Origin of the sequence: Methyloprofundus sp., assembly GCF_965251085.1 — a bacterium.
Taxonomy (GTDB): Bacteria; Pseudomonadota; Gammaproteobacteria; order Methylococcales; family Methylomonadaceae; genus Methyloprofundus.
On sequence record NZ_OZ252594.1, the window covers coordinates 3877448 to 3893251 of the forward strand.

Here is a 15804-nt window from a genome sequence, read left to right on the forward strand (position 1 = left end):
ACCTAAATCATGGATACAAAGCCATAGTCTGCAAACCCTGTTTTTCATTAAAAGCAAACATTAAATTCATATTCTGCACCGCCTGCCCTGCCGCGCCCTTAACCAGGTTATCAATAACCGACATCACAACGACTGTATCGCTTTCTTGCGGCACGACTATAGAAATCTGACAGTTATTACTGCCTCGAACATTGCGCGTATCCGGATGCGCACCTGCGGGTAAAACATCGACAAAATACTCATCCGCATAGCGTTTTTCATAGATTGCCTGTAGCTGAGCTGCAAAATCGCCTTTAAGCTGAGCATATAATGTCGCATGAATCCCGCGAATCATCGGAACTAAATGTGGCACAAAAGTTAAACCTACCTGCTTCCCTGCGGCTATAGACAAGCCTTGAGCAATCTCTGGCAAGTGCCGGTGACCTGAAGATGCATAAGCTTTAAAACTCTCACCTGTTTCACTCATTAAGGTAGCAACACTGGCTTTACGCCCTGCCCCGCTAACACCGGATTTCACATCGGCAATTAAATGACTGCTATCAATCAAACCTTGTTCGATTAAAGGTAAAAAACCTAATTGCACTGCTGTGGGGTAACAACCCGGACAAGCTATTAACTCGGCACCTTTAATCGCGCTACGGTTTATTTCTGGCAAACCATACACAGCATCGGCTATCAAGTCAGGACATGCGTGTTCCATGCCATACCACTTCGCCCACTCAGCTGCATCTTTAATTCGAAAATCAGCGGACAGATCGATGACTTTCACATTACGCGCTAAAAGTTGCTCTGCCATTAACATGGCCGTGCCATTAGGTGTTGCAAAAAACACCACATCACAGCCCGCCAACGATTCGACATCCGGTTTGGTAAAACAAATGTCTATACTGCTACGTAAACTAGGATATAAAGCATCGGCCCGTAAGCCATCATCTGAGCGAGAAGTAACCACAGCGACTTCTACCTCATCATGCAAGGCCAAAATCCTTAATAGCTCTACTCCCGTATACCCCGTTCCCCCAACAATACCCGCGCGAATCATAAACCAACCTATAGCAAAATATAATAATGAGCGTCATTTTAACTCAAAATTTCTGGATGTATCCCGCTATTGCTAAAATTCAGAGTCTAATTAGACATTTTTGTATAGCTATTGTGGTTTTTTCTGCCATACTTTCACTTTTCCTGGCGGACAAGTACAATCTTAGGCAAAGACAGTTCAGGCTATCTAAATAATATCAGTCAAAAAAGGAGCACGACTTATGAAAAAACTGTTAGCAATTTTTGGTAACACTTTGCTTGCCGCCCTGCTTTGCGTACCACTGTCTATAGCGCAAGCAGAGGATAAAACTTTCAGTGAAGCCGAGCTCGACCAGATGATGGCGCCGATAGCCTTATATCCGGATTCATTACTGGCACAAATCCTGATGGCATGTACCTACCCGGCTGATATAAGTGAAGCCGTTAAATGGTCGAAGGATAACCCTAAACAAGAGGGTGATGCCGCCGTAAAAGCAGTGCAAAATAAATCCTGGGACCCCAGCGTCATGTCTTTAGTCGCTTTTCCACAGGTATTAAGCATGATGGGAGAGCAGCCTGACTGGGTGCAAAATGTGGGTGATGCATTCCTGGCAAGCTCTGAAAAAGTAATGGACTCCGTACAGAAATTACGCAATAAAGCCAAGAACGAAGGCAACCTGGAAACAACGGAACAGCAAAAAGTCATCGTCGAACAACAACCCGCCGAGACAGTTATCATAATAGAACCAGCTGACCCGCAGGTAGTCTATGTTCCAGTCTATAACACAACGGTTGTCTACGGAACCTGGTGGTGGCCACACTACCGCCCCTGGTACTACTACCCGCCTGGGTATCGCTTTGGCGGCGCAGTAATGAGAGGCATCGGATTTGGTGTGGGCATAGGTATCACCAATGCTCTGTGGGGAGGCTGTAGCTGGGGAAGAGGTCGTGGCGACGTTAATATAAATGTTAATAAACACAATAATATCAACATCAATAATAACAAAATCAATTCTAACAATAGAAACACTAACTGGAAACACAACTCGAATAACCGTCGTGGCGTTCCCTATGCAGACAAGAAAAGCCGCAAACAATATAACAACAAACGTGGTGGTGCGGATCAACGCAAAGACTACCGTGGCCGCGATGCGCAACGCGATAAAGCACGCTCCACCTTAGACAAACGTGCTGTAGATCCTGCCTCCGGGCGCAAACAATTACAAGGTTCAGGCGGCGATAAAGCACGCTCCTCGGTGAATAAGGCCAATCGTGATGTTAACCAGGGTAAGTTTGGTAATTCTTCCAGGCAAAACCATAGCTCAGGTAAAACACGCGATACCCGAAAATCAGGCAACTACGCCAATCAGTCTCACCGATCACGTGACAATGCCTTTAGAAATGCAGGAAATGCTAAAAAATCCCGACAAAACATTAATCGCGGTAATTCAAGTAATCGGTCTACGCGTAACCGCAGTAGCTCGCATCGCTCAGGTGGTGGCCGTCGTAGTGGCGGTGGTGGACGCAGACGATAACAGGAGACAATCATGAACCAGACAATAAACAAGCACATACTAATGACTAGCGCTTACCCGTTACAGACCATGCATAAATACTTTTCGACTTTACTCATATTAAGCATAATACTGTTCACTGTATCCTGCTCACGCTTCAACCAGCCGGAGGTACAACTGAATATAGACCCTACTCTGCAACAGGCAGTGTTTAATGACCCCGAAGATGCAGCGGTTGCTTTCTCACAGGCCGTTAAAAATGTTGACCAAGAACAATTTAACAAGTTACTCGGCGAAGATTTCCGCGAAATTCTACCCCTGGATGATGTTACCTCAGAAGATTTAAATAACTTTGATCATGCCTGGGAAAAGCATCACACCTTATTGCCTCAGGGCGAAAACAAAATGCTGCTTGCTATAGGCAAAAGCGAGTGGACCATGCCCATACCCATTGTTTCGGGTTCAGCAGGCTGGTACTTTGACGTAGAAGAAGGCCTTGAGCGGATGCGCATACGGCGCATAGGTAGAAACGAACTGGCGACTATGCAAGCGGTTCTCGCCTACTATGATGCACAAATGGAATATGCCACGCAAGATCGTAACACTAACGGCTTATTAGAATACGCGCAGAAACTAATCAGCGCTCCAGGCTCTAAAGACGGCTTGTTTTGGGAAACAGAACCGGGCAAAGAACTTAGTCCATTAGGCTCACTTCTAGGTAATCGCAACCCAGGTGAAGGGTATCATGGTTATTTCTACCACATTCTAAAAGCCCAAGGCAAACACGCCAGGGGAGGTGCCTATAATTATATGATAGGCGATAAAATGCGCGCCGGGTTTGCTGTTATTGCCTGGCCGCAGGATTATGCTGACAGCGGCATAATGAGCTTTATTGTTAGCCATGATGGCATCGTTTACGAACAAAATCTTGGCTTGGATACTGCTGAAATTGCACTCAAAATGACCCACTATGATCCAGATGCAAGCTGGGTACCCGCACAAGAAGTGAATGCCCCGCAGACTATTGTTGATCAATAACCCCAATTTAAAGTCGCTAGTAAACTGCCGGGGTTAATTTTTAACGGGCAGTTTACTGCGAGCGGCTAATCTAGCCACAAACAAAGACCGGAATTGCGCCTACTAATAGATTATCAATCTATATTCCTCACTACTCATCGAACACTATACTTCACGCGGTCACGGATGCGCTTGTATAGTGAGCTTATTTTAGTCGATAGCAAAGCCTGCCCCGCACTTAATACGGGGACGTTGAAACTGACGGTCGGGGTAGAAATACGGCGCGCGCAGGCAGGCTTAGGCCAATAGTTTATCCATGGTATCCTCTTGTTTCCAGATTAGTAGCAAATAGCCATTGACCATACATCACGTTTCCGCAAGCCCCCCTACGATCCCAATGTCATTCACTTAAATACAAAAATAACAAAAAAAAATAAAGTGATTAATACTCATAAGCTTAAGCAACGCTTTCCTCAGTTACTTTTTGCCTTGACTATATCCATCTAATCTGCCAACATAAGCATGGATAATTTAATTTTTGCAGGCAGGCAACATAATGACAACAGCTATTACCCAACCCCTTACACTTTCTGCTCGTTATTTTTCTAAAAAAGAACTCGCCTACGTTCAGCAAACCGTTAACACGTTCCCCAACTTAAGCCTGACCGAACTTGCCGAAACGCTATGCGAACATTTGCACTGGGTCACGGCAAAAAAACGCAATAAAATTAATGCCTGCCTAAGCGCCTTAGCTAAGCTCAGACATCTTGATTCAGACGAAACTAATTTGAGACCATTTCCTAATTTTTTGCGGATGAAGTCAGCTCATAAATTAAGCGCAGATCGGTTCCTGGATAATTGAGTTCCGTTTGATTGAGTTGTTCAAATAACTTTTCTATTGCTTTATTACTTGCAGGTCGGGAAGTACTATGCACACGTATCCGAAGTTGTTTTTTTACTTCATCGGGTAATATATCTGCTTCTGTCACAAACAGCGTTTGTAATAGTTGCCTTGCCATCGGAAAGTCGATTGTCGGTGAGGTTAGGGACGCTATATGTCAACCAACCTGTCGCATTTTTGTGATATAAAACTTGCTACGCAAGTTCATGGGGGCTTTGCCCCCAAACCCCCAAGGTATTTAAGCAAGGGTAATGATATAATATTCTTACAGTACAGGCTGAGGAGCCGATGACTGTCAAGGGTAATGGGCGGCTTATGTCGCCGATTGCTTTACTGTTAACTTAAGCGATATTTTTCAACTGTAATTCGTTTTCTGCCGAGCTGATTTCATCCTTATCAGGATTCAGAAAAACAGTTTTTATAGGGTCTAAATTCCTTGTGTTACGCCCATTCCAGCGCTCAGGATGACATTCCTTCGCTTGCTCGATAACACTCTTTCTCTTCTCTAGAATTGCACTATCTAAGCCCTTATGGCGTTGATTAGGTGTTACATATTTAATCGTACTGTGTTGATGCTCATTGTTATACCAATCTACAAACTGTTCCACCCAGTGCCTTGCTTCGTGTAGGTTGACAAAGGGGGCTTCTGGAAAGGTGTAATGGTATTTGACCGTTTTAAATAGAGACTCCGAATAGGGGTTATCATTACTAACACGTGGCCTGCTGTACGATGGACTGATTTCCAGATCTATCATTTTTGCTCTTAACGTTGCACCTTTCATCGGGCTTCCATTGTCGGAATGAATTACCAACTGGTTTTTATCTATTTTTTCTCGGTAGACAATATCTTCTATTAAATCAGCAGCATGAGAACTTGATTCACAATCATGAGCCTGCCAGCCAACTATTTTTCGGCTATAAATATCCATCACCATATACAAATAATAGTACTGTCCCTTTACCGGGCTTAATAAATAGGTAATATCCCATGAATAGATTTCATTGGCTGCAGTCGCTTTTAGTGACCGGGGTTTCTTGCGCTGAGCTGCTGTCCCTTTACCTCTGTGTTTAAGTAGATTATGCGCCTTCATTACTCGGTAAAATGTTGATTCTGATGCAATATAGTGACCTGAATCTAATAAAGTAGGTACTATTTGATAAGGGGTTAACGTGCTATATTCTGGCAGGTTAATGACCTTTAATATTTCTTGCGTAACGGCCTCTGATAGCTTGTTGTGTGCAGGGGTATCATTATAAATTCTTTGGTCTTCTGATAATTTCTCACCCTGATTCCATCGTTGATAAGTACGGGCAGTAATGCCAACAAGCTCGCAAGCCAGCTGTTGTCTTGCTCCATTTTGTACCGCCTCATTAACGAGTGCACAGTATTGTTTGCGATCTGGGTAGGAGATTAATCGACCTCCGTTTCCCCCCAGATCGCTTGGCACTTTTTTGATAACACCAGTAAAGCCGCCGTTTCAGAGAGAGCTCTGTCCTTACGATTGAGCTCTTTCTGTAGTCGTTTATTTTCTTGTTTGAGTTTTTTTTGTTCCTGCCTGGAGGTAGAATTAGATGCTTGATGTTCTGATAAAAAATCTGATTTCCATTCCTGAACATGATGCGGGTAAATTCCATTTTCTCGGCAGTAAGAGCTAAGATGCTCATCGTTCAGGCCGTGACAGTCCATTACAGCCTCAAGACGTTGTGCTTTAGTCCAGCTCTGTGGGCTTTTTTCAGTTGACATATTTGTTTCAGGATTTTCTAGTTTATTTTCCTTGGCTAATCGGATCCATCTTTGAAGTGTTGAATAACCAATATGTAAATTATCGGCAATATCGTGAAGCGTTTGTTCGTCACGTTTGGATAATGCTTTTTCTACAGATTGTACTTTAAATTCTTGGCTATATATGGCCATTTCTGTCTCCTAATATTAATTTTTACAGGCGACAGGTATGTTGACATAGGGGGAATCAGAGGCAGAGCAAACCATTCAGGTGAACTTTAAAAATACATTAACGACCGTAGCCCGACATCTTGAGGAGATTTTGTATGCACCCAGTATTTACATCAATCAGGTGATGACTGAGTTGGTTTGTTCAATTTCACGTTACTATCACAAGAAAAGGAAGGGGCGTCATTACGCAAGAGAATCGAAACAGTCAGCACAGCAATGGAATACGCGGAGAAATAGCGCTTGATTTTTTAACATAAGAATGTGGGTTGGGTTGAAGTTTATCTGATTCTTAACCGAATAGGAGTGTTTCTTAAACGAATGACATTGCCTACGATCCCGGACGGTCGGTTTTCCCGAGTCCGGTTCTGACCTTGATTAATACCTTCAGTCGCCTTCCCAAAGAGCATGAAGCTTAAGTGTTGACTCACATACACCCCTCTGCCCCTTGATTTACTTCCAAGGTTACCTCTAATATGTTCCTCGACCTTACATTGTCCGAGTACTCAAGAGGCTATCAAGCGCCCAGAGTCCCTTTGCATGTTCAAGGCGTTACCTTTCACACCGAGGCATCCAGCACCCCGTCAGCAGGAGTTACCCTGCCTTCATCGCTCATACGAACTCATGCGACAATCCTAAATCCTCCTTATGCCTACGGAATTAACCTTGAACATAAGGTCTTTGCAGGTTGCTGTCAACCCCTGCTGGAAGTAGGATCTTCCCGACGTTATCTCTACAAACCTTTCTCTGCGTGCAAGGACCCCTACCCCGGCTGCTCTCATGGTGCATTTACCCGTTTCTTCCCACAAGACAACGGCCTTCCCAGCGCTATGAACTGGTCGGCGCTTGGCAATAACCCACACTGCAACTTCTGTGTGGCGTAGTTTTCGAGGCTGCAGTCATTCTCTAATGTTCCTGCCCGCAGATTTGCTCGCCCCCCAAATTGCTCCTACCGCAGAATTTCTCAACTCCAGGCAGTCAGGGCTTTTACTTCCCCGCATATTTCAGTCTGTTACCTCGCTGAACAGGGGATATACTAACCGTCCGTTATCGGTCAACCCCCCTATGTCAACATACCTGTCGCCTGTAAAATTTTATTTTAGGAGACAGAAATGGCATTATATAATCAGGAATTCAAAGTACAATCTGTAGAAAAAGCATTATCCAGACGATCTGATCAAACGCTTAACACTATTGCCGATGATTTACGTATTGGTTATTCAACACTTCAAAGATGGATCCACTTAGCCAAGAAGAATAAATTAGAGAAACCCGAAACAAGTATGTCAAAAGAAAAAAGCCCTCAGGATTGGGCTAAAGCACAACGTCTTGAGGCCGTAATGGACTGCCACAGCCTGAACGGCGAGCAGCTTAGCTCATATTGCCGAGAAAATGGAATTTACCCGCATCATGTGAAGGAGTGGAAATCAGATTTTTTATCAGAAAAGCAAGCATCTAATTCTGTTTCCAGGCAAGAACAAAAGAAACTTAAACAAGAAAACAAACGCTTACAGAAAGAGCTCAATCGCAAGGATAGAGCGCTCTCTGAAACAGCCGCCTTACTGGTATTATCAAAAAAGTGCCAAGCGATCTGGGGGAAAAGGAGGTCGCTTGATCTCCTACCCAGATCGCAAGCAATACTGTGCATTCATTGACGAGGCGGTACAAAATGGCGCAAGACAGCATCTGGCTTGTGAGCTTGTTGGCATTGCATCTCGTACTTATCAACGGTGGAACCAGGGGAAGAAATTATCAGAAGACCAAAGAATTTACAATGATTCTCCTGCGCACAACAAGTTATCAGATGTTATTAGGCAAGACATACTAAGGGTTATTAATTTGCCTGAATATAGCACATTAACCCCTTACCAAATAGTGCCTACTTTATTAGACATCGGTGAATATATTGCATCAGAATCAACATTTTACCGAGTAATGAAAGAGTATAATCAACTTAAACACAGAGGTAAAGGGACAGCAGCTCAGCGTAAGAAACCCCGGTCACTAAAAGCGACTGCAGCCAATGAAATCTATTCCTGGGATATTACCTATTTATTAAGCCCGGTAAAGGGGCAATACTACTATTTGTATATGGTGATGGATATTTACAGCCGGAAAACAGTCGGCTGGCAGGTTCATGATTGTGAATCAAGTGCTCATGCCGCTGATTTGATAGAAGATATTGCCTGCCGAGAAAAAATAGATAAAAACCAGTTGGTGATTCATTCTGACAACGGAAGCCCGATGAAAGGTGCAACATTGAGAGCAAAAATGATTGATTTAGACATCAGTCCTTCGTATAGCCGGCCGCGCGTTAGCAACGACAACCCTTATTCGGAGTCCTTATTTAAAACCGTCAAATATCATTATACCTTCCCAGAAGATCCGTTTACATGTTTAAAAGAAGCAAGAGATTGGGTGGAAGGATTTGTGGATTGGTATAACGATGAACACCAACACAGCGCGATTAAATTTGTAACACCTAATCAACGTCATAATGGCTTAGATAGGGCAATACTGGAGAACAGAAAGAAAGTTATTGAACAAGCGAAGGTGCGTCATCCTGAGCGCTGGAATGGGCGTAATACAAGGAATTTAAGTCCCATAAAGACTGTTTTTCTGAACCCTGACAAGGATGATATTAACTCGGAAGAAAACGAATTAAAGTTGAAAAATGTAGCTTAAGCGAACAATAAAGCAAAAGGCGACATGGGCCGCCTATTACCGTTGACGGTCATCGGCTCCTCAGCCTGTACCGTAATGGAATTATATCATTACCGTTGTAAAAATACCTTGGGGGTTTGGGGGCAAAGCCCCCATGTACTTGCACAGCAAGTTTTATATCACAATAATGCGACAGGTTGGTTGACATTTAGCGCAACTGACGGTGAAAGGACTTTCACCCTCCAAGATTTACAGCCTTGTCGGCCGCTCCCATAGCTAGCTACGTAATGGCTTCAGCAATGTAGCTATCGGCAAAAACTCAGCCGCTAGAAATGCGCATCCATGACCGCGCGAAGTTTAACTTATATGGGTCAGTTCACAAAGAGTACCAAAATTGATGCGCTTCGTTCCTCAGCACATCCTGCTTATGAGCAGGTATTAATCTTTTGTTCTTGAGCATTGCTTTAGGGCAAACAGGCTAAAAATGTCTTTCTGTCTATACTGAAACCTGCTGCATTTTGATGCCCTCCTCCACCGAAGGCCACTGCAATTTGAGAGACATCAAACTCGCCGATGGACCGTAGCCCACACTCGTAACACTGACGCTTACCATGATAATGATAAGTTAAGCCAAAAGTCCCTGATAGTTTAGCCAGCGCCTGCCCTAAATCACTGGAAAATGCACCTGGCGCATTGACAGCTAATCCCACTGCATCATTTAGCTTTATCGAGTGGCGTGAATTCAACAAAGTCTTAACCATTTGCCGTTGTTGCTTTAATAATACCTTTCCCTCGCGGAATAAGGCATCTAGCTCTATCTTTTCAAAGCTAGAAAAAGCAAGTGGACGACGTAAAAACAAGGCTCTGGTTATCTCCTCAGTATGTGCTATCTGGTGGCGCCATAAATCATGGTCTTGAATATGGCTTAATATCATAGGCGGCGCAAGATCTCCATGAAAATATTGCCACGCGATCATGCAACCACTTTGCTGCATATTAAAGGTTATCTGCAGGTTTGCAGGCAACTCTCCCTGAAAAGCATCAACTGCTTGCTGTGCACTGATATGGTGATCCAGAACTATAATTTTACTTGCTTTTTGTGCTGCAACCCGTAATTGCTCGATGGGATAACAAAAGTCTAATATATAGAGTACAGCACCCTCAGAAAATTCTGGTATTGGCATTTGATGGCGTACCGCCTGATACTCTGCCGTCTTGCCAAGAGATTTCCACGCAGACCAGGCGGCAGCATAACCATCCAGACAGTCGGCATGGTACAGTACAGCCACTTCATGTCCTTTCATATCAATGCTCATATAAGAGTACCCTGCCTGTTCCTAGACCTGAAGACAGAAAAGCATAAGGGAGATGGAAAGAAATAATCATCCAAACGAAGTAAGCTTGTGTCTCAATAATTTATAATAATGAATTCTGAATTTATTCTCACACTAGGCAGATAAGCTTGTTGATATTAACAGATAGCATTATAGGTTGGATTATAAATACAGCCCATCGTTTAAAAGGCTCGGTACGTCGTATATTCATGGCTGAAACGGTGGAGCTACTAGGCTCAGGTGGTGCAAGTATTGCTGAAGAAAAACTAGGATGGAATAGAGGCACTATCCGAAAAGGACAATATGAACTTGAAACTCAGCCCATAGAAGATAATTTTTCAGCGAGAGGGCGTAATAAAAGTGAAGAGCATTTTCCTCATCTACTTGATGACATAAAAAAAATTGCTGAACCGGAGTGTCAAACGGATCCCTCTTTTAATTCCTGTCGATTATATACCCGGCTAACGGCTAAAGAAGTTAGAAAACGTTTACTGGAGATTGATTATTACGATGAAAAAACATTACCTTGCTCAAAAACTATCAATACAAAATTAAATGACCTGAGTTACCATCCAAAAAAGGTACAAAAAACAAAGCCTCATAAGAAAATCAAGGAAACGGATGCAATTTTTGAACAAGTTCATGCAGTCAATGGAATGGCAGATATCAACCCAAAAGAGATTCGTATATCAATTGATGCCAAAGCAAGAATGAATATAGGAAATTTTTCACGGGGAGGACGAAATCGGGTTTTAACAAAAGCAGAGGATCATGATTTAGATGTTAAGGAAAAGTTAACTCCTTTTGGTTTTTATCTGCCTGAACATGATGATTTTTTCCTTTTCTTTACAGCAGGCTATGCCAGCAGTGATTTCATCGTTGACCGATTGGAAGAAATTTGGCCAGAAATTCAAGAAAAATATGGAGTAGATATTCTGACACACACGCTGACAATGGTATGGAGAACAGTAGCTCCAGAACTCAGTTTATAAAAAGGCTTGTGGAGTTTGCTGAAAAAAGCAACATAAAGATAAAACTGGCCTACTACCCTCCTTATCATAGTAAATATAACCCAATTGAACGAGTATGGGGAGCCTATGAAAATCATATTAGTGGCGACATAATGGATACAGTTGAAACAACTTTAAAATTTGCCAAAAGTATGACCTACAATGGCAAAGCACCTATTGTTAAATTAACAGAAAAAATATATGAAACAGGAGTAAAGGTAGGTAAAAAAGCAATGAAGACGTATTATCAGTTTGTTGACCGAATGCCATCGTTGGAGAAATGGTTTTTGACCATTTCTCCTGGTTGTTCTGGATGATTATTTCTTTCCATCTCCCTAAGCTGAAATAAAGGTACTCTCCTGCTTGTCAGAAGAACAAAAAACCAAACTATTGTGACAGGTCTTTATAGTGCTTTTCTGCATCTGCTCTACCCGTATAGTTGAGTCAATTTTGCTAGACTGTAAATATTTCTTTTTTGATTCCTTAAAGTTGCCTAAAGCGTAATAAATGTCACCCATTTTAGTGATAGAAGAGTGCTGTTCAGGGCTTATATCCACTGCTTTCTGCAGTTTTTGCAGGGCCTTATCCGTATCCCCATTAATAGCTAGAGCTGCTCCGTATACTTCATAGGCTGGAGCAGCTTGCTCGCCATTATCAATCAAAATACGTGTGATTAGTATTGCCTTTTCAACCTCACCTCTGTTTAATAGCTCTAGGGTTGCCAGCAATACATCATGATGCTTTTTGCCCATATTGATTTTATCAAGTTCTAAGTCTTCCGTAGTTTGTTGAAAATCAGAAACGTCTATATCATTGAAATAATCCAGGCTTTCTTTTTCAATTAGCCCCTGATTAGCTGAGGTCGTAGCAAGTGATAACGGGGCATACAAAACAGCACACACTACAAAAGCATATTTAATGAATCTGGATTTGTAAAAAAAGCAATATGTCATAGCAGACCTCTTAATTCAAATTTTAGCAATCAGTTTTTCTTACGTACTCAGATTCAACCAATAAGTTCAATTCATTTTTCTGAGACTGAGAAGGCCAGCTGATATATAGTTCAGGATTTTTCAATCTGCCCACATATGAACCCATACAGTCAGCTAACCGAAGGACAACGATACCAGATTTCAGCCTTAGGGAGATGGAAAGAAATAATCATCCAAACGAAGTAAGCTTGTGTCTCAATAATTTATAATAATGAATTCTGAATTTATTCTCACACTAGGCAGATAAGCTTGTTGATATTAACAGATAGCATTATAGGTTGGATTATAAATACAGCCCATCGTTTAAAAGGCTCGGTACGTCGTATATTCATGGCTGAAACGGTGGAGCTACTAGGCTCAGGTGGTGCAAGTATTGCTGAAGAAAAACTAGGATGGAATAGAGGCACTATCCGAAAAGGACAATATGAACTTGAAACTCAGCCCATAGAAGATAATTTTTCAGCGAGAGGGCGTAATAAAAGTGAAGAGCATTTTCCTCATCTACTTGATGACATAAAAAAAATTGCTGAACCGGAGTGTCAAACGGATCCCTCTTTTAATTCCTGTCGATTATATACCCGGCTAACGGCTAAAGAAGTTAGAAAACGTTTACTGGAGATTGATTATTACGATGAAAAAACATTACCTTGCTCAAAAACTATCAATACAAAATTAAATGACCTGAGTTACCATCCAAAAAAGGTACAAAAAACAAAGCCTCATAAGAAAATCAAGGAAACGGATGCAATTTTTGAACAAGTTCATTCAGTCAATGGAATGGCAGATATCAACCCAAAAGAGATTCGTATATCAATTGATGCCAAAGCAAGAATGAATATAGGAAATTTTTCACGGGGAGGACGAAATCGGGTTTTAACAAAAGCAGAGGATCATGATTTAGATGTTAAGGAAAAGTTAACTCCTTTTGGTTTTTATCTGCCTGAACATGATGATTTTTTCCTTTTCTTTACAGCAGGCTATGCCAGCAGTGATTTCATCGTTGACCGATTGGAAGAAATTTGGCCAGAAATTCAAGAAAAATATGGAGTAGATATTCTGACAATTAACGCTGACAATGGTATGGAGAACAGTAGCTCCAGAACTCAGTTTATAAAAAGGCTTGTGGAGTTTGCTGAAAAAAGCAACATAAAGATAAAACTGGCCTACTACCCTCCTTATCATAGTAAATATAACCCAATTGAACGAGTATGGGGAGCCTATGAAAATCATATTAGTGGCGACATAATGGATACAGTTGAAACAACTTTAAAATTTGCCAAAAGTATGACCTACAATGGCAAAGCACCTATTGTTAAATTAACAGAAAAAATATATGAAACAGGAGTAAAGGTAGGTAAAAAAGCAATGAAGACGTATTATCAGTTTGTTGACCGAATGCCATCGTTGGAGAAATGGTTTTTGACCATTTCTCCTGGTTGTTCTGGATGATTATTTCTTTCCATCTCCCTTATTAAAAGCAGTAACTTCTCAAAAGGATAGCTGATTACGTACAACTCTCAGCTACAGTAGAATAAACTTAGAAAATCAGCATGTTAAAAACCTCGTCATTCCCGAAGTCTTTTATCGGGAATCTGTACTAAACCCATGAGATTCCTGCTAAAAGCTTGCAGGAATGGCGGAGAATGGCTGAGAGTCAGGGGTAATCAGGAAAGGATATAGACTTAATCCCTGGAGTGTCTCCATCGACAATTAGCCGTGGACTTGAGCGTAATGCGGGGATACCGTCCCAAGCAAGCACATATTAAGGCTGAGAAGCGAAGACAAGAAGCCGGTAAAATTATTAAAATGACATTCGACGTTATTAACACACGGGGAGCCCCTACTTTTGCGAAAGTTCATTTTGGGCATCCCTGCCCAAGTTCGCAGCAAAAGCTTAACGAAACTGATTAAAACCTGCGATGTCCTGTTTTGCCCACCCTTACGCCTCCTGGGAACGAGGTTTGAATGAGCACACCAATGGATTGATAAGGCAGTATTTCATTAAAGGCAGTATTTCATTAAAGGCAGTAGCTTTGAGAAATAACCAGTGAGCAGGTCGAAGCAGTCATGAATAAGCTCAATCATCGACCTCGAAAAACGTTAAACTGTAATACCCCTCAAGCTGTGTTTTTTAACAAGACTCAACGTGAGGCCGCATGATGACAAGAATTGCACTTCAGAGTTGAATCCGCCTATTCCATAACGATCATCCTAAAAACCGCAATTGAACGCTAAAAAACACTCTAAGCATTTGAATATAAAACATAATGACCGTAACAACTTATCAACTGCAGGGTGAACTGAAAGCCAAACATATCTTAGAAATTTAGCAAAAACATGTTTATAATCAACATAATGAATGTATCGGGCTGAAGGGTATTGCGCATGATATTAGTCAGATAATTCAAACCAGAGAACAACTAGACTTGCTGTCTTATTATGATGATATTACTGGACTTGCCAATCATCGTTTATTCACTGACCGGCTTAAACAAATGCTGAGATTATCCCGCCGCCAGGATAAATCCCTGGCTTTGCTATTTATGGATCTTGATGGATTTAAGCTCATCAATGAAAGTTACGGTCATTCTACCGGCGACGCTGTACTTAAAGAAGCGGCTAGTCGGCTAGCCCTGCCTATTACCCATAAATTACAGCTGGACAATCAAGAATAATTATTGCATGCTATAAGGCATGAATAAACAAAACCAAATCAAACGAACACTCTCCTTATCAAGCAATATAGAATACATCAAACAATTACTGGAAGGCAAGGGAGTTGCACATAGAAGCGATTTAGCCAAACAAGTCTGTACACACTTTGAATTTCACGATGCACGCGGGAAAATGCAAACCAGTGGCTGCCTGAAAGCACTCCGTGCTCTAGAATCATCGGGGCATTTTGAGCTACCCAGGGTGCAACACAAAACGGGCACAAAATCACCCCGCCGTTTAACGGACTCCGTACCACATCCTGTTGATGTACCCGATGAAGTCAGGCACATTGCAGCGCTTGAATTGGTACTAGTACAAGAGGCAGATCAGATGCGAACCTGGAATGAACTGATGCTTACAGAACACTACCTGAAAGCAGCAATATTGGTGGGCAGGCAAATGCGCTACCTGATTCGTTCCGAGCATGGCTGGTTAGGAGGGATTGGGTATGCCGCGCCGGCTTTGCAATTATCCGCCCGCGATCAATGGATAGGCTGGAATCAAGAAGAGCATCAAGCACAGCTCCATATGATCGTCGGGATGAGTCGTTTTTTGATCCGTCCCAGTGTCAACTGCAAAAACCTGGCATCGAAAGTACTAGGCATGAGCATGGCAACGATAGCAAAAGATTTTAACCGGCAGTATGGATCACGGCTAATTTGTTCTAGCTATAAAGGGTAAGCATG

General features: G+C 42.2%; 12 protein-coding genes. 7 read left to right on the forward strand and 5 right to left on the reverse strand.

All coding sequences use genetic code 11. From position 1 onward, the window contains the following. Positions 1-7 precede the first annotated feature (7 nt). Positions 8-1042, reverse strand: a complete 1035-nt coding sequence (argC, locus tag ACQY3F_RS18285) for an N-acetyl-gamma-glutamyl-phosphate reductase (RefSeq protein WP_428356435.1) — start codon at positions 1040-1042, stop codon at positions 8-10. Positions 1043-1262: 220 nt separating this feature from the next. Here argC and ACQY3F_RS18290 point away from each other — a divergent pair, with 220 nt between their 5' ends. Together ACQY3F_RS18290 and ACQY3F_RS18295 are read left to right on the forward strand one after the other, a co-directional pair. Further along, a complete protein-coding gene (locus ACQY3F_RS18290) occupies positions 1263-2555 on the forward strand; it encodes a DUF3300 domain-containing protein (protein WP_428356437.1) in 1293 nt (430 codons plus the stop codon). A gap of 12 nt (positions 2556-2567) precedes the next feature. Beyond that, the gene (locus ACQY3F_RS18295; protein ID WP_428356438.1) at positions 2568-3572 is read left to right on the forward strand and encodes a DUF2950 domain-containing protein; all 1005 of its coding nucleotides are present in this window, start codon (positions 2568-2570) and stop codon (positions 3570-3572) included. 779 nt (positions 3573-4351) lie between these two features. On the opposite strand, the gene ACQY3F_RS18300 is transcribed toward ACQY3F_RS18295, so the two are convergent. Both ACQY3F_RS18300 and ACQY3F_RS18305 read right to left on the reverse strand, forming a co-directional pair. Then, positions 4352-4570 carry a putative transposase gene (locus ACQY3F_RS18300; protein WP_428356439.1) on the reverse strand — a complete coding sequence of 73 codons (219 nt, stop codon included), beginning with the start codon at positions 4568-4570 and terminating at the stop codon, positions 4352-4354. A gap of 223 nt (positions 4571-4793) precedes the next feature. Further along, positions 4794-6367 (reverse strand): IS3 family transposase gene (locus ACQY3F_RS18305; RefSeq protein WP_428354389.1). Its coding sequence is split into 2 segments (ribosomal slippage): positions 4794-5893 and positions 5893-6367, totalling 1575 coding nucleotides; the frame shifts between segments, so codons are not numbered across the junction. Between the two features lie 1148 nt (positions 6368-7515). Between ACQY3F_RS18305 and ACQY3F_RS18310 the strand changes: the two genes are divergently transcribed. Continuing rightward, positions 7516-9088 (forward strand): IS3 family transposase gene (locus ACQY3F_RS18310; protein ID WP_428356440.1). Its coding sequence is split into 2 segments (ribosomal slippage): positions 7516-7976 and positions 7975-9088, totalling 1575 coding nucleotides; the frame shifts between segments, so codons are not numbered across the junction. A 443-nt stretch (positions 9089-9531) separates the two neighbouring features. On the opposite strand, the gene ACQY3F_RS18315 is transcribed toward ACQY3F_RS18310, so the two are convergent. Then, complete coding sequence (locus ACQY3F_RS18315; protein ID WP_428356441.1) at positions 9532-10383, reverse strand: DHHA1 domain-containing protein; 852 nt, start codon at positions 10381-10383, stop codon at positions 9532-9534. Between the two features lie 149 nt (positions 10384-10532). On the opposite strand from ACQY3F_RS18315, the gene ACQY3F_RS18320 reads away from it, so the two are divergent. After that, a protein-coding gene (locus ACQY3F_RS18320; RefSeq protein ID WP_428356443.1) for an ISAzo13 family transposase occupies positions 10533-11728 on the forward strand; the annotation gives its coding sequence in 2 pieces (ribosomal slippage) (positions 10533-11340 and positions 11340-11728; 1197 coding nt in all). A gap of 18 nt (positions 11729-11746) precedes the next feature. Here the strand turns inward: ACQY3F_RS18320 and ACQY3F_RS18325 are convergent. Then, positions 11747-12364 (reverse strand): hypothetical protein, encoded by a 618-nt coding sequence (locus ACQY3F_RS18325; RefSeq protein WP_428356444.1) that lies wholly within the window; start codon positions 12362-12364, stop codon positions 11747-11749. A gap of 291 nt (positions 12365-12655) precedes the next feature. On the opposite strand from ACQY3F_RS18325, the gene ACQY3F_RS18330 reads away from it, so the two are divergent. The 3 genes from ACQY3F_RS18330 (at position 12656) to ACQY3F_RS18340 (ending at position 15799) form a co-directional block, all read left to right on the forward strand. Further along, a complete protein-coding gene (locus ACQY3F_RS18330; RefSeq protein WP_428352931.1) occupies positions 12656-13852 on the forward strand; it encodes an ISAzo13 family transposase in 1197 nt (398 codons plus the stop codon). 977 nt (positions 13853-14829) lie between these two features. Further along, complete coding sequence (locus ACQY3F_RS18335) at positions 14830-15078, forward strand: diguanylate cyclase domain-containing protein (protein ID WP_428356445.1); 249 nt, start codon at positions 14830-14832, stop codon at positions 15076-15078. A 19-nt stretch (positions 15079-15097) separates the two neighbouring features. Then, positions 15098-15799 carry a Druantia anti-phage system protein DruA gene (locus ACQY3F_RS18340; protein WP_428356446.1) on the forward strand — a complete coding sequence of 234 codons (702 nt, stop codon included), beginning with the start codon at positions 15098-15100 and terminating at the stop codon, positions 15797-15799. The last annotated feature ends 5 nt before the right edge of the window (positions 15800-15804 follow it).

What these genes read in the sequence shown, in the direction of transcription:
- argC (WP_428356435.1), bottom strand. Translation starts at nt 1,042, where the DNA reads ATGATTCGCGCGGGTATTGTTGGGGGAACGGGGTATACGGGAGTAGAG.
- ACQY3F_RS18290 (WP_428356437.1), top strand. Translation starts at nt 1,263, where the DNA reads ATGAAAAAACTGTTAGCAATTTTTGGTAACACTTTGCTTGCCGCCCTG.
- ACQY3F_RS18295 (WP_428356438.1), top strand. Translation starts at nt 2,568, where the DNA reads ATGAACCAGACAATAAACAAGCACATACTAATGACTAGCGCTTACCCG.
- ACQY3F_RS18300 (WP_428356439.1), bottom strand. Translation starts at nt 4,570, where the DNA reads ATGGCAAGGCAACTATTACAAACGCTGTTTGTGACAGAAGCAGATATA.
- ACQY3F_RS18315 (WP_428356441.1), bottom strand. Translation starts at nt 10,383, where the DNA reads ATGAGCATTGATATGAAAGGACATGAAGTGGCTGTACTGTACCATGCC.
- ACQY3F_RS18325 (WP_428356444.1), bottom strand. Translation starts at nt 12,364, where the DNA reads ATGACATATTGCTTTTTTTACAAATCCAGATTCATTAAATATGCTTTT.
- ACQY3F_RS18340 (WP_428356446.1), top strand. Translation starts at nt 15,098, where the DNA reads ATGAATAAACAAAACCAAATCAAACGAACACTCTCCTTATCAAGCAAT.